The 20,288-nt window shown below is 65.7% G+C and carries 18 protein-coding genes and 4 pseudogenes; 9 read left to right on the top strand and 13 right to left on the bottom strand.

The genetic code is table 11. The annotated features are described in order from the left end of the window. Positions 1-67: 67 nt before the first annotated feature. Positions 68-556 (bottom strand): annotated as a pseudogene (locus MLGJGCBP_RS05735) (PAS and ANTAR domain-containing protein); the annotation flags it as partial. Positions 557-1,312: 756 nt separating this feature from the next. On the opposite strand from MLGJGCBP_RS05735, the gene hadA reads away from it, so the two are divergent. Then, positions 1,313-1,864, top strand: a complete 552-nt coding sequence (hadA, locus tag MLGJGCBP_RS05730; RefSeq protein ID WP_160094396.1) for a (3R)-hydroxyacyl-ACP dehydratase subunit HadA — start codon at positions 1,313-1,315, stop codon at positions 1,862-1,864. A gap of 256 nt (positions 1,865-2,120) precedes the next feature. On the opposite strand, the gene MLGJGCBP_RS05725 is transcribed toward hadA, so the two are convergent. Genes MLGJGCBP_RS05725 through MLGJGCBP_RS05680 form a run of 10 tightly spaced genes read right to left on the bottom strand, consistent with a single transcriptional unit; the run spans position 2,121 to position 11,812 of the window. Next, the gene (locus MLGJGCBP_RS05725; RefSeq protein WP_179220082.1) at positions 2,121-2,561 is read right to left on the bottom strand and encodes a DUF1931 family protein; all 441 of its coding nucleotides are present in this window, start codon (positions 2,559-2,561) and stop codon (positions 2,121-2,123) included. A gap of 13 nt (positions 2,562-2,574) precedes the next feature. After that, positions 2,575-4,305, bottom strand: coding sequence for an FAD-dependent oxidoreductase (locus tag MLGJGCBP_RS05720; RefSeq protein WP_160094395.1), 1,731 nt, complete (start codon positions 4,303-4,305; stop codon positions 2,575-2,577). After that, a complete protein-coding gene (locus tag MLGJGCBP_RS05715; protein WP_087555151.1) occupies positions 4,283-4,549 on the bottom strand; it encodes a UBP-type zinc finger domain-containing protein in 267 nt (88 codons plus the stop codon). Before MLGJGCBP_RS05715 ends, MLGJGCBP_RS05720 begins: the two co-directional genes overlap by 23 nt. Beyond that, a complete protein-coding gene (gene trxA, locus MLGJGCBP_RS05710) occupies positions 4,546-4,998 on the bottom strand; it encodes a thioredoxin (RefSeq protein WP_087555152.1) in 453 nt (150 codons plus the stop codon). Before trxA ends, MLGJGCBP_RS05715 begins: the two co-directional genes overlap by 4 nt. Positions 4,999-5,014: 16 nt before the next feature. Beyond that, positions 5,015-7,648, bottom strand: a complete 2,634-nt coding sequence (gene clpB, locus MLGJGCBP_RS05705; RefSeq protein ID WP_160094394.1) for an ATP-dependent chaperone ClpB — start codon at positions 7,646-7,648, stop codon at positions 5,015-5,017. Continuing rightward, on the bottom strand, positions 7,630-7,959 hold the full coding sequence (locus tag MLGJGCBP_RS05700) for a chaperone modulator CbpM (RefSeq protein ID WP_087555154.1): 330 nt from the start codon (positions 7,957-7,959) through the stop codon (positions 7,630-7,632). Before MLGJGCBP_RS05700 ends, clpB begins: the two co-directional genes overlap by 19 nt. Next, positions 7,956-8,885, bottom strand: a complete 930-nt coding sequence (locus MLGJGCBP_RS05695; RefSeq protein WP_160094393.1) for a DnaJ C-terminal domain-containing protein — start codon at positions 8,883-8,885, stop codon at positions 7,956-7,958. Before MLGJGCBP_RS05695 ends, MLGJGCBP_RS05700 begins: the two co-directional genes overlap by 4 nt. 6 nt (positions 8,886-8,891) lie before the next feature. Further along, positions 8,892-9,416, bottom strand: a complete 525-nt coding sequence (locus MLGJGCBP_RS05690) for a nucleotide exchange factor GrpE (RefSeq protein WP_160094392.1) — start codon at positions 9,414-9,416, stop codon at positions 8,892-8,894. Positions 9,417-9,424: 8 nt separating this feature from the next. Then, on the bottom strand, positions 9,425-11,305 hold the full coding sequence (gene dnaK, locus MLGJGCBP_RS05685; protein WP_087555157.1) for a molecular chaperone DnaK: 1,881 nt from the start codon (positions 11,303-11,305) through the stop codon (positions 9,425-9,427). A 3-nt stretch (positions 11,306-11,308) separates the two neighbouring features. Then, entirely contained in the window at positions 11,309-11,812 is a 504-nt protein-coding gene (locus tag MLGJGCBP_RS05680; protein WP_160094391.1) for a general stress protein, read from the bottom strand. Positions 11,813-12,618: 806 nt separating this feature from the next. Between MLGJGCBP_RS05680 and MLGJGCBP_RS05675 the strand changes: the two genes are divergently transcribed. Continuing rightward, the gene (locus tag MLGJGCBP_RS05675) at positions 12,619-13,635 is read left to right on the top strand and encodes a S1C family serine protease (protein ID WP_160094390.1); all 1,017 of its coding nucleotides are present in this window, start codon (positions 12,619-12,621) and stop codon (positions 13,633-13,635) included. A 270-nt stretch (positions 13,636-13,905) separates the two neighbouring features. Next, positions 13,906-14,139 (top strand): annotated as a pseudogene (locus MLGJGCBP_RS05670) (hypothetical protein); the annotation flags it as partial. Between the two features lie 444 nt (positions 14,140-14,583). Here the strand turns inward: MLGJGCBP_RS05670 and MLGJGCBP_RS05665 are convergent. Beyond that, positions 14,584-14,880, bottom strand: coding sequence for a putative quinol monooxygenase (locus MLGJGCBP_RS05665; protein WP_160094389.1), 297 nt, complete (start codon positions 14,878-14,880; stop codon positions 14,584-14,586). A 114-nt stretch (positions 14,881-14,994) separates the two neighbouring features. On the opposite strand from MLGJGCBP_RS05665, the gene MLGJGCBP_RS05660 reads away from it, so the two are divergent. The 6 genes and pseudogenes from MLGJGCBP_RS05660 to MLGJGCBP_RS51425 form a co-directional block, all read left to right on the top strand. After that, the gene (locus MLGJGCBP_RS05660; protein ID WP_236580939.1) at positions 14,995-16,359 is read left to right on the top strand and encodes a glutathione-independent formaldehyde dehydrogenase; all 1,365 of its coding nucleotides are present in this window, start codon (positions 14,995-14,997) and stop codon (positions 16,357-16,359) included. A gap of 28 nt (positions 16,360-16,387) precedes the next feature. Next, positions 16,388-16,834, top strand: a complete 447-nt coding sequence (locus tag MLGJGCBP_RS05655) for a DJ-1/PfpI family protein (protein ID WP_160094388.1) — start codon at positions 16,388-16,390, stop codon at positions 16,832-16,834. Next, positions 16,831-16,920 (top strand): annotated as a pseudogene (locus MLGJGCBP_RS05650) (heme-binding protein); the annotation flags it as partial. The gene MLGJGCBP_RS05655 and the pseudogene MLGJGCBP_RS05650, both read left to right, overlap by 4 nt. Positions 16,921-17,083: 163 nt before the next feature. After that, positions 17,084-17,512 carry a PPOX class F420-dependent oxidoreductase gene (locus tag MLGJGCBP_RS05645; protein WP_236580938.1) on the top strand — a complete coding sequence of 143 codons (429 nt, stop codon included), beginning with the start codon at positions 17,084-17,086 and terminating at the stop codon, positions 17,510-17,512. A gap of 32 nt (positions 17,513-17,544) precedes the next feature. Continuing rightward, positions 17,545-18,744 (top strand): low temperature requirement protein A, encoded by a 1,200-nt coding sequence (locus MLGJGCBP_RS05640; RefSeq protein WP_160094387.1) that lies wholly within the window; start codon positions 17,545-17,547, stop codon positions 18,742-18,744. 18 nt (positions 18,745-18,762) lie between these two features. Further along, positions 18,763-19,135: pseudogene (locus MLGJGCBP_RS51425) on the top strand (DUF309 domain-containing protein); the annotation flags it as partial. Positions 19,136-19,454: 319 nt separating this feature from the next. Here MLGJGCBP_RS51425 and MLGJGCBP_RS05630 read toward each other — a convergent pair. Next, a partial coding sequence (locus MLGJGCBP_RS05630; RefSeq protein ID WP_328799403.1) for an acetyl-CoA hydrolase/transferase C-terminal domain-containing protein occupies positions 19,455-20,288 on the bottom strand: 834 nt, incomplete at its 5' end.

The following is a 20,288-nucleotide window of genomic DNA, read 5'->3' as shown; positions in this document are numbered from 1 at the left end:
CGCCGAACGCTGCGTCCAACAACACAACCCACCCTGAACAGCAGAAATGACGCCCACACAAACCTCAGGAGCGCCACGCCCGTTCGGCGGAGATGCCGTAGACCAGCATCAGTGCGCCCTTGGCCTGCTCGATCACCGCCCGCGACTCCGCGATTTCGGCGACAGCCTCGTCGACGGAGTCCTGCACATCGCTGGTGTGCGCGTCGGTGATGTCGATGTAGAACCCGGTGGTGCCGATCACGGCACCGGTGTCGTCGTGCAGGCGGTCCCCGACGACCACCACGTGGTGGACTGTTCCGGCGGTGTCGATGATGCGGTGTTTGCTGCTGAACGGTTCGGCGTCACTGATCATCCGGTCCAGGACCCGCGCGACACGCGGGTGGTCCTCGGGATGCTTGTGGGAGAGCAGCAAAGCGGTGGTCGGGGTGATCTCACCGGGTTGGTAGCCGTGGATCCGGGCGACCGCGTCCGACCATTCCCACCGCTGCCCGTCCAGGAAGAACCGGAAACTGCCCACCCGTTGCGCCTCGTCGCCAAACACCTGCTCTGGATCCACGCCCTATTTTCTAGCGCATAGATAGCCGGGGAGTTGCACCGGCCGTTCGGTCGTGACCGGGGCCACGTGGCCGTGCACGTTGGAGCGGGCCCTTCGGGTCTCCCTCGCGGCCTTGTGCGATGGCGCCCGTTCGGGGGTGCGGCGGCACTCGCGGGCGGGCGCTCAGCGTATGGACAACGGAGGAGGGTTTGTACACGAACGGCTTCCTCAGTAATGTTCTGGCAACGCACCGGATCGTCCGGCGCACACACACCTGCAGGGAGGGCGGGCACAGATGAAGTACCGGGAACACCTTGCCAGTGGTGTCGGTGTCCTACGGTTGGCTGTCGACGCGTGTATCGCTGTGACGTCGATGGTGATCGCAGTTCCGGTCGCCTTCTTTGTCGGCAGGGCCGGCCAGCATCGGGCGGAGGGTGCGTGGACGAGTCCGTCCACTGTGGCGCCGGGGTCGACGACGCACGATCTCGGGACGTCCGTCACATACCGGGAACGGACCGGAGGCGGCTGCTTGCGTTCGGCAGAGGCTCAGGGGGAGTTGGAAAGAGATGAGCGACGCCGACCTGACCACCCTCGATAGCCTGGTCCAGATCATCGCCGCGCAGGTTCGCGAGGATTGCTCACGGTGACCATGATCCGGGAGATGCGTCGAAGTCGTTTCCGCGGCGACTGTGTCGACGGGGCGTGCGGGCCTTTCCACCGCGAACGCTACGACCACCGCCCAGGCCGGTGGGCGATCCGCCGCTACCGCTACAAAAGATGCGAGACACCGTGACAGGGGCAACCGAAGTCGCGGCCCTGATGGCGGGTCTGGTCGGCCGCCGTCATCGGGTCACCGACTACGAGGTCGGGCGGGAGAACATCCGCGAGTATGCCCGGGCCGTACTGGATCCGCATCCGGCCCATCACCGCGACGGCGCCGCCCACGAGCTCGGATACGACGGACTGATCGCACCGATCACGTTCGTCAGCATCCTCGGAGCGTTCGCGATCGAGGAACTGTTCGTGCGGGTCCTGGTCGGCTACGACCTGAGCCAGATGATGCACACCGACCAGCAGCTGATTCTGCATCGGCCGGTGCAGGTCGGGGACCGATTGGACTGTGACGTTTGCCTGGAGTCGTTCCGGCAGATGGGCGGTACCGACATCATCGTCATCAAGAACCTGATGACCGACCAGCACCAGGATCCGGTGGCCACCACCCGCACCACACTGGTCGCCCCCACCGGCGGGGTGGCCGACCCGGAACTGGCTCGGGCGGTCGCAGCGGTGATGATGCACCAGGCGCCCCTGCCGGCCCCCGCTCGATAGGACCACAGCATGCGCTTGACGTGCAGGGGAAGACCACACCACCGGCGCAGTGTCGATCCCGCCGGATCGCCCGGTCGATCATTGTGCGAACTCCCCCTGCGGGGACGCGGCGATCACGGAGACAACTTGCTGCCCATTCGAATCCGAGCGTCCGTCTACAACAGCATCAATCTGCGCAAGTGACGGACCCCGTCACTCATGCTTGATGAGTTTTCGCGTCCCGGATCTACTGGCTTGCAGGGGACGCGGGTGGTGGTCAGAGCAGTAGGTGGAAGATGTCGAAGGCGACGTTCCATTCCGCGGTCCCGGGGTTCTTACGGTCCGGCTCGACCGTGACGAAGGTATGCGCCAGCGCCACGCTCAGGCCTCCGGCGATCAGCGGCAGTCGCTGCTCGGTCTGCTCGGAGAGGGCCATGTCCAACGGTGGCCGGGCCGTCAGTTGATCGAGCAGAGGTTGTAGTTCGATCTCCTCGTCCAGTTTCTCGAACCGGTGAATGCTCTCCTGCAGTCCTTTGGTGATCGGCAGGTCCCACGGTTCGATCACGTCCCGCAGGTTTGCCTTTGCCGAGGCCTTGCCGATGAGGATCAAGTCGTAGATCTTGTCGTCGATGAAATCGGTATAGCGCTTGAGATCGTTCCGGTCGACCTGCAGGCCGGCCGCTGCCCGGAAGAACCGCTGGAATTTCACGGTGCCCATCACTGGCATGTCGTCAGCTCCTATCGAAGTATTCATGGATTTGGCGGACCGCCATCGCTCCTTCACCGACAGCGGATGCGACCCGTTTCACCGAGCCGCTGCGGACGTCGCCCGCCGCGAACAGACCCGGCCGGCTGGTTTCGAGCGTCCTCGACACCTGGGCGCCGATCCGCCGCCGGTTGCCGTCCCCTCGGGCGTGGACCGCGTCCACGCCCGTGAGGACGAAGCCGTGGTCGTCGAGCGCGATCGCGTCGGCCAGCCACCCGGTGTGCGGCATCGCCCCGATGAAGACGAACAGGGCGTGCACCCGGATCGTGTCCTGCTCCCCCGTGTGATTGTCCTCGACCACAATCTCTTCGAGGTACTTCTCACCGTGAACTTCGCGGATCTCGGTATGCCGGTGCACGGTCACCCGGGGATGGCGCTCGATCTGGTCGACGAGGTACCGGGACATGCTCTTTCCGAGGTCACCGCCGCGGATGAGCAGGTGAACGTGGGAAACATGGTCCGCGAGAAAAACGGTGGCCTGTCCGGCGGAGTTTCCGCCACCGACGATTGCCACCGGGTCGGTGCCGCACATCCGCGCTTCCTGATGGGTCGCGGCGTAGTACACGCTCGTCCCCTCCAGTGCCTCGATCCCCGGAACCGTCAACTTGCGATACCGCGCCCCGGTGGCGAGCACGACGGCCCGGCCGTGGACCGCGCCGCCATCCGCCAGTCGGAGCACATGGTTCCCGTCCTCGGATCCCAGACCGGTCACCTCCGCCGACACCAGGATGCGGGCGCCGAACTTCCCGGCCTGGAGCACGGCCCGCTCGGCCAATTCGGAGCCGGAGATCCCGGCCGGAAAGCCCAGGTAGTTCTCGATCCGGGAGGAGGTACTCGCCTGGCCGCCGGAGGCGATCGACTCCAGCGTCACCGTGTTCAACCCGTCCGAGGCGCCGTACACGGACGCGGCCAGACCGGCCGGTCCCGCACCTACCACGACGAGATCGCATACGTCCTGGGCTGCGTCGGGGACCGAGTCCGGGACCGGAAGCCCGACGATGCGGGCGAGTTCGGCATTCGTCGGATTGCGCAGCACCTTCTCGCCGTGCCAGATCACGACGGGAGTGTCCTCGGGGGCGACGTCCAGGCTGCGTAGCAGCTGCTCCGCCCGTTCATCCTGCTCCAGATCGATCCATCTGTGGGGCAGTCGGTTTCGCATCGCGAACTCGCGAAGCCGCAACGTGTCCGGGGAATAGCAGGAGCCGATGATCCGGAACCCCGAACCGAGCCCGATCAGCAGGTGCCGGCGCACCAGGTAGGCGCGCAGGATCAGATCGCTGAGCACGGGATCGTGGGCAACGAGTTCGCGCACCCGCTCGGCTGGGACGACGAGCACCTCGCCGTCTTCGATCGCCTCGGCGGTGAAGAACGCCACCTGGCCTTCCAGCAGTCCGAGCTCGCCCAGGAAGCGGCCGGGACCGTGCAGGCGCAGTATCCGGCGTTCGCCGTCCCCGGCGCCCTCGTCGACGACCGCGACCTTGCCGGAAAGGATGACGAAGAAGTCGTGGCTGGGCGCGCCCTCACGGATCAGAACCTCGCCGGCGTGAACCGATCGACGCGTGCCACCGGTCTCGAGCGTTGCGACCTGGTCGTCCGTCAGCCGCGGGAATGCTCCGACCGCATCCGGAGTCTCGTCGTCGACCGACGGAACGTCGCCGACGGGTGTGGCGTCCTCAGACGAAGTTCTGGTCGACATAACACCAGCGCCAATCTTCACCGGGCTCCATCGACTGGACGATCGGATGGCCGATGGTGTGAGCGTGCGCGCTCGCGTGCTTGCCCGGCGAGGAGTCGCAGCAACCGACGTGTCCGCACGTCAGGCAGAGCCTCAGATGCACCCACGGGGTGCCGAGGCGAAGACATTCCTCGCAACCCTGCGGGGTCCGGGGCACCACGGCCCGGATCGCCGTCACGTGCGGATCCGCATGGACAAAGGTCATGACTTCGCCTCCTTGCCTGCATTTTCCGAGAGTGCCTGATCGAGCCACGTGCGCAGCTGGGGTACCGGAGCTGCGCCCGCCTGCCGAGCGAGGACCTCACCCCGGTCCATCACCAGCAGAGTCGGCACGGCGCGGACGGTGAACCGTTCGGCCGTCTGGGGAGCAACATCTACGTCGACCTTGACCAGCTTGATCTGACCTGCGCGTTCTGTGGCGAGTTGCTCGAGCGCCGGGCTGACCATGCGGCACGGGCCGCACCACGTCGCCCAGAGGTCGACGAGCACAGGCACCGAGGACTTCTCGGCGACCTCTGCGAAGTCGTCGTCCCCTGCCGAGGCGATCCACGGCAGCGGCTCGTGGCAGTTCCCGCAGCGCGGTCGTCCTTCCCCGGCCGCCGGCACCTTGTTGACCTTGCCGCAGTTCGGGCACTTCACCTTGTCGGATCCCATGACCAGACACCTCTTCTCAGGCCGCCGCGACGGCGGGTTCGGCGTACGCGACGGCGAGCTCGCCGCCGTCCACCGTGACAGCGATGGTGCCACCTGGTTCGATCTCGCCGCGCAACAGCGCGCGACCGATCTTCGTTTCGACCTCGTGGGCGATGTACCGCCGTAGCGGCCGCGCACCGTAGACCGGGTCGAAACCGTGTTCGGCGATGAGCCGGCGTGCTTCCGGCGTGATATCCAGGTGTATCTGCCGCTCCGACAACCTGTTCCGGAGATCGGTGAGCTGCAGCTCGACGATGTGCTCGATCTGGGGCAGCGTGAGCGGAGTGAATAACACGATGTCGTCGACCCGGTTGAGGAACTCGGGACGGAAGTGCCCGCGCAGTTCCGCCAGCACCCGCTCCCGGGCGTCCGGCTTGATCTCGCCGTCGGCTGTGACTCCGTCGAGGAGATGCTGGGATCCGATGTTGGAGGTCATGATGATCACCGTGTTCCGGAAATCGACTTGTCTCCCCTGAGAATCGGTGATCCGGCCGTCATCGAGCACCTGCAGCAGGGTATTGAAGACGTCGGCGTGGGCCTTCTCGATCTCGTCGAAGAGCACCACGGAGTACGGCTTGCGGCGTACCGCCTCGGTGAGCTGGCCGCCCTCGTCGTACCCGACGTACCCGGGGGGCGCACCGATGAGCCTGCTCACCGTGTGCCGCTCCTGGTATTCGCTCATGTCCAGGCGCACCATGTTGTCTTCGCTGTCGAAGAGGGCACTGGCCAGCGTCTTTGCGAGCTCGGTCTTTCCCACGCCCGTCGGGCCCAGGAAGATGAACGAACCGATCGGCCGGCGCGGATCACGGATACCGGACCTCGCCCGGATCACCGCGTCTGCGACCAGTTGCACGGCCTCGTCCTGACCGACGACCCTCTCGTGCAGAATCTCGTCGAGCTTCAACAGCTTCTCCCGCTCGCCTTCCTGCAGCCGGGCGACCGGGATACCCGTCCATGCGGCCACGATCTCTGCGATCTCGTCTTCGGTGACCACTTCACGCAGCAACGGATTCTGTCCCTGCCTGGTGGCCAGTTGCTCCTCCGCCGCCGCGAGCCTGCGTTCCAACTCGGTGATCTCGCCGTATCGCAACTCGGCGGCCCGATTGAGGTCGTAGTTACGCTCCGCCTCCTCGGCCTCGTGGCGCAATCGTTCCAGCTCTCCCCGCAGCTCCTGCACCCGCCGGATCGCCTGCCGCTCCGCCTCCCACTGAGCGTGCCGGGCGTCGGCCTCGGCCCGTAGATCGGCCAGCTCCTTACGCAGCTCGTCGAGGCGCGTCTTGCTGGCCGCGTCCGTTTCCTTGGACAGCGCGGCCTCTTCGATCTCCAGCCGGGTCACCTTCCGGGTGAGCTCGTCGAGTTCGGCGGGCATCGAATCGATTTCCGTGCGTAGCCGGGCACACGCCTCGTCCACCAGATCGATCGCCTTGTCCGGAAGGAAGCGGTCGGTGATGTACCGGTGCGAGAGGGTCACGGCGGCCACCAGTGCGCCGTCCTGAATCTTCACGCCGTGAAACACCTCGAGGCGTTCTCGAAGTCCGCGCAGAATCGAGATCGCATCCTCGGCGCTGGGCTCGTCGACGAGAACGGTCTGGAAGCGACGCTCCAGTGCGGCATCGGATTCGATGTGCTTGCGATACTCGTCGAGAGTGGTGGCACCGATCATGTGCAGTTCGCCGCGGGCGAGCATCGGCTTGAGCATGTTGCCGGCGTCGAGAGATCCCTCGCCGCCGACTGATCCCGCACCGACCACTGTGTGTAACTCGTCGACGAACAACAGGATGTGCCCCTCGGCCGCCTTTACCTCGGACAGCACCGCCTGCAGTCGCTCCTCGAACTCGCCGCGGTACTTCGCGCCGGCCACCAGGGAACCCATGTCGAGCGAGAAGATCGTCTTGTCGCGCAGGCCCTCGGGCACGTCGCCGCGGACGATCCGCTGGGCGAGGCCCTCGACGATCGCGGTCTTGCCGACGCCGGGGTCGCCGATCAGCACCGGATTGTTCTTCGTCTTCCGGCTCAGGATCTGCGTTACCCTGCGGATCTCGGCATCTCGGCCGATGACCGGATCGAGTTTGCCTGCCCGGCCCTCGGAGACGAGGTCGCGTCCGTACTTCTCCAGAGCCTCGTACGCCCCCTCCGGGGTCGCCGAGGTGACGCGTTGATTGCCGCGCACTTTCGTCAGCGCCGTGAGGAAGGCCTCTCGTGTGACCCCATGACTGGCGAGGACCCGCCCCGCCGCACTGGCCGACCCCTCCTCGGAGAGGGCCATCACGAGATGCTCCACCGACACGTAGGAATCCTTGAGTCGCTTCGCCTCCCGCTCCGCGGCGTCGAGCAGCTTGGCCAAACGCTGGGTGATCATCACCTGACCGGGCGTCGCGCCGGGGCCGCTGACCTTCGGCCTGCGCGACAGTTCACGTTCCAGGTCGGATCGCAGGGCATCGACGTTCGCGCCGGCCTGCTCGAGCAGTCGGGGGACCAACCCTTCCTGCTGATCGACCAACGCGAGCAGCAGGTGCTCTCCGTCGACCTCGGTGTGACCCATTCTGGTCGCGACGTTCTGGGCTTCCTGCAGGGCTTCTCGTGACTTTTCAGTCAGGCTGCCGGTGTCCATGGGGGTGTCCTCCTTCTGCGGGAAGCTGCTTCGAGTTTCTCGATTCGATCCAGCAGATCGAGCACGAGCCCGATTGCCGAGTAGTTCAGGCCCAGACCGGTCCGCAGCCGTTGGATACGGGCGGCGTGGGCCACTTCGGATGGTTCGAACGACATCTCGCCGCCGGCGTCGCGGCGTGCGTCGAGCAGGCCGAGAGCCACAAGCTTTCGTGCCAGATCCGGGTGCAGACCGGTACGTTGTGCGAAGGCATCGGGCGACAACCCGGTACGGCGAACCAATACGTACTGGGTGACCGGGGTCGGGGTGCTCATTTCTCTTTCCTCGGATCGAAGTTCGATTCGGCGGCCAACTGCTCGAACAGCTCGCGTTCGCGTGCTGTCGGTTTCGACGGCACCATCACCTTGATCTCGGCGTAGAGGTTGCCGTTGGCGCCCCGCGGATTGGGCATTCCCTCCCCGCGCAGTCGCAGCTTCCTTCCCGTCGACGAGCCTGGTACCACTTTGACTTTCGCCTCGCCACCCGGGGTGGGAACGACGACGCTCGCCCCCAGTGCCGCCTCCCACGGCGATACGGGCAGATCGACGTAGATGTCCCGGCCTCGTACCCGGAACCGGGAATGCGGCTTGATCCGCACCACGAGGTACAGATCCCCGTGCGGCGCGTCGCCGTTGCTCCGGCCACCTTGCCCGGCCAGCCGGATTCTCTGGCCGTCCAGGACACCGGCCGGAATGTCGACGTCGTACTGGCGTCCGTCCAATCGGAGAGTGCGTTTGCCGCCCCGATACGCCTCTTCCAGGGTCAACTCCAGTTCCGCTTCCTGATCGGCGCCGGGAATCGGCCCGTACCCGCCACCGCCGCCGAACATCTGCCCGAAGAGGTCCTCGAAGTCGACGGCGCCCTCGCCACCGAATCCTTGACCGAAGTGCACCCTTCTGCCCCCGCCACCGCCGCCGCCGTACCCACCGCCGCCGTACCCACCGGCGCTTGCCCGGACCCGTTCGTCGTAGTCCTCGGGCACACGCCGGAAGTCGTCACCGAATCGGTCGTAGCGTTTCCGGGTGTCCGGGTCGGACAACACCTGGTAGGCCTCGTTGGCCTCCTTGAACTTGTCCTCCGCAGTGGGGTCCTTGTTCACGTCGGGGTGGTACTTGCGGGCCAGCTTGCGGTAGGCCTGCTGGATTTCGTCGGTGCCGGCGCCCCGCGGGACCCCGAGCACTTCGTAGTAGTCACGCGCCATCGGTGCTCACCCCTCGGGGCGGCTGACTACCACCGCGGCGGGACGCAACTGCCGCCCGTCCTCTCCATAACCCGGGCGCAAGACCTCGATCACGGTCCCGGAGGGAACGTCGGGTTGGGCCACCACACTGACCACTTCGTGGAGCTCCGGGGAGAACGGCACACCGACCTCGTCGTGGCGCTCGAAGCCGAACCGTGAGAGCACCTGCACCGCCTGATCCCGGATCGCCTTCACACCCTCGACGACGGTCTGAGGATCGCTGCCCGCGTGAGCCAGCGCAAGCTCCAAATTGTCCAGTACCGGCAGCCACGCCGCGGAAACCTTCGCCACCTCCGCGGCGCGTTCACGGTCCAGATCCTTGGCATACCGCTTGCGCAGGTTGTCCAGATCTGCGACGGCCCTGCGCCAGCGGTCCTCGAGTTGAGCCAACTCGGCCCCCGTGTCGGTGCGATCGGGCGCCGTCTCGGTCTGATCCCTGTCGGTACCGTCGGTAGCCGGCTCGGTCGTCGAATGATCTGCAGACCTTTCCATCGTGTGCCTCAGCTTCGATCGAATTCGGCGTCGATCACGTCGTCGTCATCCGACGACGCAGCCTCGGCGTCGCCGGCCTGGTGTCCGTCGCCGCCGTCCTGGACCGGCGCGAGCCCGTAGAGCAACTGCTGGAGCTCCGAGGTGAGCGGCTCTACCTCCGCGGGTGAAGCACCGTCTTTCACGGCCTTCCTGGCGTCGGCGATCAGCATCTCGGCCCGCGCCTTGTCGTGCGGTGGCGCACTGTCACCGAGTTCGGCGAGTCGCCGTTCCACTTGATATGCAACCGAATCGAGCGCGTTGCGTGCGTCGACCGCCTTGCGCAGCGCCTCGTCCTCACCCCGGTTCCGTTCGGCCTCGGCGAGCATGCGCTCGACCTCACTCTGGTCCAGGTTGCCCTGCTCACTGATCGTGATGCTCTGCTCCTTGCCGGTGTCCTTGTCGCGGGCGGTGACGTTGAGGATGCCGTTGGCGTCGATATCGAACGTGACTTCGACTTGGGCCTCACCGCGTGGCGCGGGACGGATGTCTTCCAGCCGGAACCGGCCGAGCACCCGGTTGTCGGCGGCCCGTTCGCGTTCGCCCTGCAGCACCACGACGTCCACGGCGGACTGATTGTCTTCCGCCGTGGAGAACACTTCGCTGCGCCGGGCCGGGATCGTCGTGTTGCGCTCGATAATCTTGGTCATCACCCCGCCCTGCGTCTCGACGCCGAGGGACAGCGGTGTGACATCGAGTAACAGCACATCGGAGACCTCGCCCTTGAGCACGCCCGCCTGGACCGCGGCACCGAGCGCCACGACCTCGTCCGGGTTGACGCCCATGTGCGGGTCCTTACCGCCGGTGAGCCGGCGAACCAGCGCTTGCACCGCCGGAATACGTGTCGAACCACCGACCAGGATCACCTCGTCGATGTCGTTGGCGGTGACCTTGGCGTCACTCATCGCCTGCTTCACGGGGTCGAGGCAGCGTTCCACCAGATCCGCCGTCAGATCCTCGAACTTCGATCGCATGATCGTGGTGGTGAGGTGCTTGGGACCGTTCGCGTCTGCGGTGACGAAGGGCAAGTTGACCTGAGCCTGGGTGACCGAGGACAACTCGACCTTGGCTTTCTCCGCGGCCTCGAAGAGGCGCTGCAATGCCTGCGCATCCTTGCGCAGATCGATATTCTCCGCACGCTGGAATTCGTCGGCGAGGTAGTCCACCAGGCGTCGGTCGAAGTCGTCGCCGCCGAGGTGGGAGTCGCCGGCCGTGGAACGAACCTCGACCACTCCCTCGCCGACGTCGAGCAGGCTCACATCGAAGGTGCCGCCGCCGAGGTCGAAGACCAGTACGGTTTCGTGGGTCTGCTTGTCCATGCCGTACGCCAGTGCCGCAGCGGTCGGCTCGTTGATGATCCGCAGAACCTCGAGGCCTGCGATCCGGCCGGCGTCTTTGGTGGCGTTGCGCTGCGCGTCGTTGAAGTAGGCCGGAACGGTGATGACCGCTTCCTTGACCTTCTCACCGAGGAACTTGCTCGCGTCGTCGACGAGCTTGCGCAGCACGAGGGCACTGATCTCCTCCGGCGCGTACTTCTTTCCCCGCACGTCGAATCGGGCCTCACCGTTGTCACCCGGCACGACGTCGAAGCTGACCGCTTTGGCCTCCTCGGAGATCTCGTCGTAATGACGTCCGATGAAGCGTTTCGCCGAGTAGATCGTGCCCTTCGGATTCAGGATCGCCTGCCGTCGGGCAAGCTGACCCACCAGGCGCTCACCGCTCTCGGTGAACGCCACCACCGACGGCGTCGTCCGCGCTCCCTCGACATTGGAGATCACCACCGGCTCGCCGCCTTGCCAGCTTGCGATGACCGAGTTGGTGGTGCCCAGGTCTATACCCACAGCAGTCGCCATGACTCATTCCTTTCGATCGGTCCGGCCGGTGAGCAGGCGGACGGCTTCGTCCGCGACCTCGACATCGGCGAGGACTTCGTAGTGACGTGGTTGTAATGACTGGATTGAGGTGAAGTCGCGCCGGCCGCCCTGCAGCGCATACATGAGCAGGCCGAGCAGAGCGCCGACAACGGCACCGAATACCAACCCGTAGAAGGCGAGCGCGAGGCCCGTGAGCAGCGGTTGGACCCAGTCGAGTAACCCGAAGATCCAGCCGAACAGCGCACCCGTCAGCGCGCCCGCGGCGGCGCCGCGCAGAGCGGCCCAGCCGTAATTCAATCGGCCGACGACCTGCTCGACCAGCTCGATATCGCGACCGACGATGGTCAGTTTGTCTACCGTGAAATGTTGGTCGGAGAGATAGTCGACGGCGCTTTCCGCGTCGGCGTAGTTGTCGAACGTTGCTACAACCTGGCGGGCAGGTCGGTTCGGACGTACCGCGGAGGTCCCGCCACTGGACTCTGACATCACGCCCCCTAGGCGTCGATGGCTTGGGATTCGCCGAGCCCGCGCATACCAGTTCGGCGTTCGGTCGATCAGTCAACCGTTTGAGCTCACGGAGGCTCAACCGCCTGAGAGTTCCTCATCCGCCTCTGGGCGTCACCAAGATTCGCCTAATGGGCGTCCACACAACGGGAGACAGTGGCGTCCACACCTCACCCAGGGTATAGATGTCCGCCGGAACCCGCTCGAGGCGGCCGGTGCGCGCACTCCGGGCATCAGCCACTGCTCGCGGAATTCCATGAGTTGAACTCCCGATAAGAAATTTTCGCAGCCGAAGGAGGTGGGTGCCTAGGGCCCCGCAGGTCGAAAGCAGGAAGTCGATTCCACCCTGTCAGTACAGTCGCGGGAGCGCTGGGAACAACAGCTTCTTCATCCTCACGTAGAGGATCAGGCCCTCGGTGGTGGGCCCTAATCCCCTGGTGCAGAATCGAAAATCCCCTGGTGCAGAATCGAACCAGTGACGAAATCCACTTTCCAGCTGTTGGATCAGCCCATCCTGTGTAGTCACTACAGTCTGATTTCGCTGTACGGCAACCGAATCGGGCGGAAGCCGGGAAGCTGGTCTGAAAGCAATAGTAGTACAACAATATACGACTCGTCGCCGCAGCAGTTGAGCACGCGCACTGTAATCGTCGATGTAGATTTTCCATCGGTAAGTGACGTGGGTCGGGAGTCGCCGACCACGGGAGCAGGGAGGGGTATGTTGATCGGGTGGGCCCGCTCGCGGCAGGTGCAAGTAGGAGACCGATTCCTCACGGAGGCGGTCGCTGATGCGCGTACCGTCGACCGTACGTTCCTCGCTCTGGGTGCCGCTGGTCGCGATCGTGGTCCTCCTCCTCGCGGGATGCGGCGCCTCGGCTCCCACCACCTCGACGCCCTCAGCGGGGCCTGCCGTAGACCTGCCGGCACTGGTCCGGCAGGTGGAGGCCTCTGTCGTCACCGTGCTCACCGGGTCCGGCGTGGGCAGCGGCATCGTCTACAAGACCGACGGCACCATCGTCACCAACGCCCACGTGGTCGAGGGTGCCCGGCAGGTGAGTGTGGCCTTCGCGGACGGGCAACAAGTGTCCGCGAACGTGCGTGCTGTCGATCGTGTGACCGACGTCGCGGTCCTTCAAGCGGACCGCACGGATCTGACTGCGGCGACGTTCGAGACAGCGCTGCCAGAGGTCGGCGCGCTCGCCGTAGTCGTGGGCAGTCCGCTGGGGTTCGAGGCCACGGTCACCTCGGGCATCATCTCGGGACTGCACCGTCAGATCCCCGGGTCGGCTTCCACCGGGGCGCCGCTGGTCGACCTGATCCAGACCGACGCCGCGATCTCGCCGGGTAACTCCGGGGGTGCCCTGATCGACGGACAAGGGCGGGTCGTGGGGATGAGCCAGGCCTACATTCCCCCGTCGGCGGGTGCGGTCGCTCTGGGTTTCGCCATCCCCGCGGCGAATGTCGTCGACGTCGCGGACCAGCTGCTGGCCTCGGGAACCGCCCAGCATGCGTACGTCGGCATTCAGCCCGGCACGCTGACCCCGCAGATCGCCGAACAATTGGCAGTCGACCGCACCAGCGGTGTCGTCGTCCTCGAGGTCGTCCCGCTCGGTCCGGCTGCGACCGCGGGTATCCGGCCGGGTGATGTCATCACCGCGGTCAACGGCCACGACACCGAGTCGGCGGAGGACTTCATCGCGGCGATCCGTGCCGTCGACCCCGGCGATCGAGTCGAACTGACCGTGCTCCGCGGCGGCGAGACCCAGCAGATTTCGGTTACCGTGACAGACCGCCCCGCCAGCTGACGACGATTCCAAGAGCGACCAACACGGGCGTGGACAGGATCTGTGTTGCGGCCCGGCACGTTGCGTTGGCTAGCCGGTTGTAGTCGTGTCGACGGTGCGTCCTCGGCCGCTCGTGGTGTTTACGGTACAGAGGCGGCGGAGATCCGCGGCGGCGCCGTGATCGACTCGCAGCCACTGCCTGGAGGTTGGGGGCAGACCGGGCGGGTATGCGAAGGCGTGAACGAGCATCTGCAGGGAGGGCAATTCAGTGCGGCCGGTGAGCAGGTCTCGGTGCTGTTCATCGCGGCGCTCGCTCTTCCCCCGGAACTGCTGTCCCCCGTTCTCGGGCGAGCGGTGAACTTCTCCGACTACCTCACGCTCACCTGGCTGCTGGCATCCATCGCAACCATCGGTGGGGCGCTCGGGTCGGGTCTCGAGGACGACGCCGCCGTCAAGGAGGCGGCGTACGGGGTCCGGCAGCGGCAGCGCATCGAGGAGACCCAGAGTCAGTCGAACGAGGCGTGATGATCGCGGCCTACGAACCCGCGACCCAACTCGCGAACGCTGACGAAGTTTGCGATATACCGTCGACCGATCCATCACCGGAATCGATCGCCTTTTAAACTCAATCGGCGAGGGCGCCCGACGGCCGGCCTTGGCGCGTCCGGTGACCGATCGCCTTACGGGATAGCGACCGGGATGCGGATTCCGGCAAGTTCGTGAGAATCATGCACTTACACGACGTTGAGAACACCGAGCGTTCTTTGACCCAGGTGAGCATGGTGGTCGCGGAGGATGTCCCGAGTTCCGTGGAGTTTGGTGGGGCCCGGTGACGGATCAGTCTGCGCTCGCCTCGTCGTTGTGCACCAAGATTCGACAGGTTGGGCGGACTCGCGTGTCTCGGTTCGGGTCCGCGTGGGTGATTTCGGTTCTGTCGAGCTTGCGGGCGGGCTGTTTCCAGTCGGTGGTTCAGAGCTTGTCGGCGAGCACGTCGAGGTTGCTGATTTCGGGCGGCGCAGCGAAGAGTTCGTCGGCGCGTTCACCGAGGGCCTTGCCGACCGGCCCATTGAGATGTGTTTCACGGGCGGCCTCGTCGGGGAATGCGTCGATGATGCCGAACGTCGAGGGACCGAACCGTACCGCCAACCAAGGCTTCGTGCCGGGCTCCTGCTCGACGAGCGGCAGCGCGGATCGGAGGAATTCCTCGACCGCGTTTTCCTTGCCGAGTTTGGCTTCGAGTCGGACCAGCAGCGCCTTGGTGGCCATGTCGGGTCTCCTGTTCGAGGTGGTGGACATGGTCCAGCATCACACCATCGACCGGTAAAGGGAAGAAGCCCGCGATCCCACAAATCAAGGAAACCGATCTCACCCCTAGTAATCGTGGAGCCGGAAGAGGAGACTCCATGGTGGACGGAATGCGACGCCTGGAATGCGCCCGCTGTTGTCGGCTGTTCCTCGAAACATGTTGGCGCGCAAAAGTTTTGGTTTTGCTTTCAGTTCCGTTCGCGTCTGCCCCAGCAGCACGATTCATTCGGTCGCTCACACGTAACCGCCTGTGGCCGCCGGGCCGGGATCCACCGAAAAACGCAGCATCAGGGAGTCGAGATGAAAGCGCTTGTGTACGACGGGCCACGTGAGGTTCATGTGAAGGATGTGCCCGATGCGAGGATTGAGCAGCCGACCGATGTGCTGGTAAAGATCACCAGCACCAACATTTGCGGGTCGGATCTCCACATGTATGAGGGCCGCACCGATCTGGAGCCCGGGATGGTCCTCGGTCACGAAAACTTGGGGATCGTCGCCGAGGTGGGCAATGCGGTGGTCAAGGTCTCACCCGGGGATCGGGTGTGCCTGCCGTTCAACATCGGCTGCGGTTTCTGCCGAAACTGCGAGGAAGGATTGACTGCGTTCTGCCTGACGGTGCACCCGGATCCGAAGATGGCCGGCGCCGCATACGGGTTCGCCGGGATGGGCCCGTTCTGGGGCGGGCAGGCGGAATTTCTGCGGGTGCCGTTCGGCGACTTCAACTGTCTGCGGCTGCCCGAGGATGCCCAGGACAAGGAAACCGACTACGTGATGCTCTCCGAAATCTTTCCCACCGGCTGGCACTGCACCCGCCTGGCCGACATGCAGCCCGGCGATTCGATGGTGATCTACGGGGCCGGGCCGGTCGGCCTGATGGCGGCATACTCGGCGATGATCCAGGGCGCGAGCAAGGTGATGATCGTCGACCGGCATCCGGACCGGCTCAAGCTCGCCGAGGAGATCGGCGTCATTCCGATCGACGATTCGAAGGGCGACCCGGTCGAGCAGGTCCTGGAACAGACCCGCGGGCAGGGTGCCGACAAGGGTTGTGAGTGCGTCGGGTATCAGGCGCACGACCCGCAGGGTCACGAGGACGCCGCGATGACGATGAACCGGCTCGTCGACTCGGTGCGCTTCACCGGCCACATCGGGGTGGTCGGCATCTTCCTGCCCCAGGACCGAAACGGCCCCGACGAACTCGAACGCCACGGCAAGATCGCCTTCGACATGGGCAAATTCTGGTTCAAGGGGCAGAAGGTCGGAACCGGGCAGGCCGACGTCAAGCACTACAACCGGCAGCTGCGCGACCTGATCCACCAGGGCCGTGCCAAGCCGTCCTGGATCGTCTCCCACGAACTGCCACTGGCGGAGGCCGAGTCCGGCTACCAGCATTTCGATGCCCGCGACGACGGATGGACCAAGGTCGTAATGCATCCGTGAGGCGGCCCGGACCGAGAGGAGCACAACGATGGCAATGACACTGCAGGGCAAGCGGATCGCGATACTTGCTGCCGACGGGGTCGAAAGAGTCGAACTCGAGCGACCCCGCGACGCGGTGCACCAAGCCGGTGGGCACACGGAGCTGCTGTCGCCGAAGACCGGCGAAATCCAGGCACGCAACAACGACCTCGACGCGGCCGGCACGTTCACCGTAGATCGGGCTGTGTCCGATGTTGCGGTCGGGGTAATCTGCCACGGTCCCTGGACCCTCGTCGAAGCCGGTGTGGCCAAAGGCAGAACGCTCACCTCATACCCGAGTCTGCGGACCGACCTGCGCAACGCCGGGGCCGACGTCGTCGACGAAGAGGTCGCGATCGACGGGAACCTGATCTCGAGCCGCTCGCCCGACGACCTCCCCGCGTTCTGTCAGGCCATCGTCGCGCAGTTCGCGAAGCCCCGGACGGGTGCGTCATGACAGTGAACCAGACTTCGGTGTCCCTCGACGATGCGCAGCGGGTGATCGCCGCCGGGCAGGCCAAAGCTGACGAGATCGAGTCGCCGTCGAACATTGCGGTGGTCGATGCCGGCGGCAACCTCGTAGCCCCACGTGCGACAACGGATGGACCAAAGTCGTCCTCCACACATAGGGCGACGCGCCAACCGGCTCCGCTGCGACCCGTGGCGGTGCCGACACCGAACTCGCGATCTCACCGCGGAGGTTGTCATGCCAGCAATGTCGGATGCCGAGTATCGCGGTTTCGTCACCGCCGGAACCCGAACGGCCAAGTGGGCCACCACTCGCCGCGACGGTCGCCCGCACGTCGTGCCGGTGTGGTTCGTTCTCGAAGGCGACGATCTGCTGATCACCACCGGGTCCAAGTCCGTCAAGGGCCGGGCGGTGCTTCACGATCCACGGGTCGGGTTGTGCATCGATGACGATCGCCCGCCGTACGCGTTCGTCCTTATCGAGGGCCGCGCCAGCGTCAGCACCGATCCGGATGAGGTGTTGCGCGCCTCCACTCTCAACGCCCGCCGCTACGTCGGGGCGGAGCGGGCGCAGGAGTACGGCCGGCTCAATGCGGGCGAGGGGATGCTGCTGGTGCGGATCACCCCCGAGAAGGTGATATCGGAGAACAACATTACTGGTGAATAGCAACGGGCGATGATCATGGCCACTGGTCGACGATGACGGTCAACGACGGCAACGCCGCCGGGGGATCCGCCGGCCGCGAGCCCGACACCGACGGATCGCAGGAGTCTGATAGGCGGTCGGTGGGCAACCTGGAGTTGTTCTTCGACCTCACCTTCGTGTACGCGATGTCGCAGGTCACACACCTGATGCTCAGTGACATCTCCTGGCAGGGTTTCGGCCGGGGTGTGCTCGCTCTGCTCGCCCTGTGGTGGGCGTGGGTGTGCTACGCCTGGCTGACCAATACATTCGAAACGGCGCGGGTGACGCACACGACTTTGATCATCGTCGCGATGGCGGCGATGCTCATCGCGGCGATCGCACTGCCGACCGCCTTCACCACCGGGGCCCTCGTTTTCGGGCTCGCATTGCTCGCCGTCCGCCTCATCAACGTCGGTATGTTCCTCGCCTCGTCATCCCGAGACGAGGATGGATTGGCGTCGGCGATCCGCCGACTGGCGCCGGGCCTGCTGGTCGGGCCGGCCTTGATCGTTGCCGCCGCTTTTGTGGCCTCCCCCTACCGTGAGTTGCTGTGGGTCGCGGCCGCTGCGGTCGACTTCGGCAGTCCCCTGATAGCGGGAATCAGCGGACTTCGGGTCGTACCTTCGTATTTCATCGAGCGCCACGGTTCGGTCATCATCATCGCGCTGGGCGAGACGATCATCGCGCTGGGGACGGGGGCAACCGAAAACCTGCGCCAACCCGCGGTTCTCGGCGCGGTGGTGCTCGGGGTGCTGATCTCGGCCACCCTGTGGTGGACCTACTTCGGCCTCGCCGCCGGCGCCGAAGAACGTATGCGGCGAACACCCAGCGTCGATCGGGCACGCCTGGCGCGCGACGCCTACAGCTACCTGCACCTGCCGCTCGTCGCGGGGGTCGTCTTCTTCGCCCTCGGGGCACGGGTTTCGGTGGAACACATCGACGAGCCGCTGGCGCCGCTGGCCGCCCTCGCCCTCACCGGTGGGGTGGCACTGTTCTACGCCGCCGAGGTGGCCTACCGATGGCGTGACCACCATCAGCTCACCGTCGATCGGCTCCTCACCGCCGTCGCGGCCCTCCTGGTTTTTCCGGCGGCGATTTCCGTCCCCGCCGTCTTGTCGCTGACCGTTCTTACCGCGATCGGGGTCCTGCGACTCGCATGGGAGCTGTGGCGGCGCCCGCAGATAGGCACCGGCACAGCGGGAGCCGTACGGTGAGAACGACTCCGCTGACGTAGTACGGGCATTCCGCGTATCCCGGATGATCTCGAGCTCGCGCCGACCGAACCTCTCGTCTGGCATTCGACGCGCACGAGGTGCTCGAGGCCGCGGGGAAAACCGGTCCGGACGACGAGAGGATGCTGTGGCAAGGCCTGGCCCAGCTCATGGTCGGCATCACCCACGTCCGGCGCGGCAATGTGGAGGGCGCGATCGCCCTGCTTCGCCGTGCGTCGGCCCGTCCTGCCCACTACGAACTGGCCGCGCCGTACGCCATCGACGTCGCAGGTTTGGTCGATACGCCGCCGCGCGCTGATTTGCGACGTCGCTGCGGCCGTCGAGATCCCGCCGACGACTTCGCCCCCGTCTGGTTGTCGTCCGCCCCCAGTAGTCGCGGCGTTGGGACGAACTGCCGCTACGGCCTTCTATTGTGTCCGCGGCTCAGTCCCATGTCTGGTAGATCCGCTAGTTCGAGTCCGACAGACGGATTGACTCTCGGGCAAGCGTGGGGCACCTCAGATCTCTCTGCCTGGGTGCAGGGTGGACGGGCCGCCCGTAGACCCGGGTCAACGGGCGCCACATGCCCTGCGCCGGTGCGCTATTCGAACCATCGGCCATCGGTCCCTCCAGGTCCCAGATCGCGTCGCTTTGCCTTCGCGGACGAGCCCCGGAAGATCAACCCCCGACGGGAGAGCGGGAAGGTGACCGTCCTAGAGTCGCATTGAGCCGGACTCCAGGTACCGCTGGTGGAACGAGAACGCCTCCCCGAGCAGGTGCGGCGTCTGGCCGGCTCCCGCAGTTGCCGTCGCCCGCTCGACGTAGTCGGTGAGCAGCGGCCGGAATTCCGGATGCGCGCAGCGCTCGATGATCACCCGTGCTCGGCGACGCGGCGACAACCCCCGCAAGTCGGCCAGGCCCTGCTCGGTGACCAGTACCTGGGTGTCGTGCTCGGTGTGATCGACGTGCGGGGTCATCGGGACGATCGACGAGATCGCCCCGTTCTTCGCCGTGGACGGGCTGAGGAACATCGACAGGTAGCCGTTGCGCGCGAAGTCCCCGGATCCGCCGATGCCGTTCATGATCTTGGTCCCCATGACATGCGTCGAATTGACGTTTCCGTAGACGTCGGCCTCCAGCATCCCGTTCATCGCGATGATCCCCAACCGACGGACCACCTCGGGGTGGTTGCTGATCTCCTGCGGGCGCAGCCGGATGTGCTGCCGGTAGAAGTCGATGTTGGACGTCAGCTCGGCGATCCCCGCCTCCGAGAGTGCCAGCGCGGTAGCCGACGCGAACCGGACGGTGCCGTGCTTGATCAGGTGCAGCATGCCGTCCTGGATCACCTCGGAATAGCAGGTCAAACCCCGGTACGGGCCGCGATCGAGACCACCGAGGACGGCGTTGGCGACGTTTCCGACGCCCGCCTGCAGTGGCAGCAGGGTGTTCTCCGGGAGGCGTCCACGCCGGACCTCGTGGTCGAAGAACTCCAGCACGTGGGCAGCGATCGCCTCGCTGACCGCGTCCGGGGCCGTCAGCGGGCTGGC

The sequence above is a fragment of the Rhodococcus sp. T7 genome (genome assembly GCF_009872365.1).
Lineage (GTDB): Bacteria > Actinomycetota > Actinomycetes > Mycobacteriales > Mycobacteriaceae > Rhodococcus_F.
This window is presented reverse-complemented; position numbering and strand designations above follow the sequence as displayed.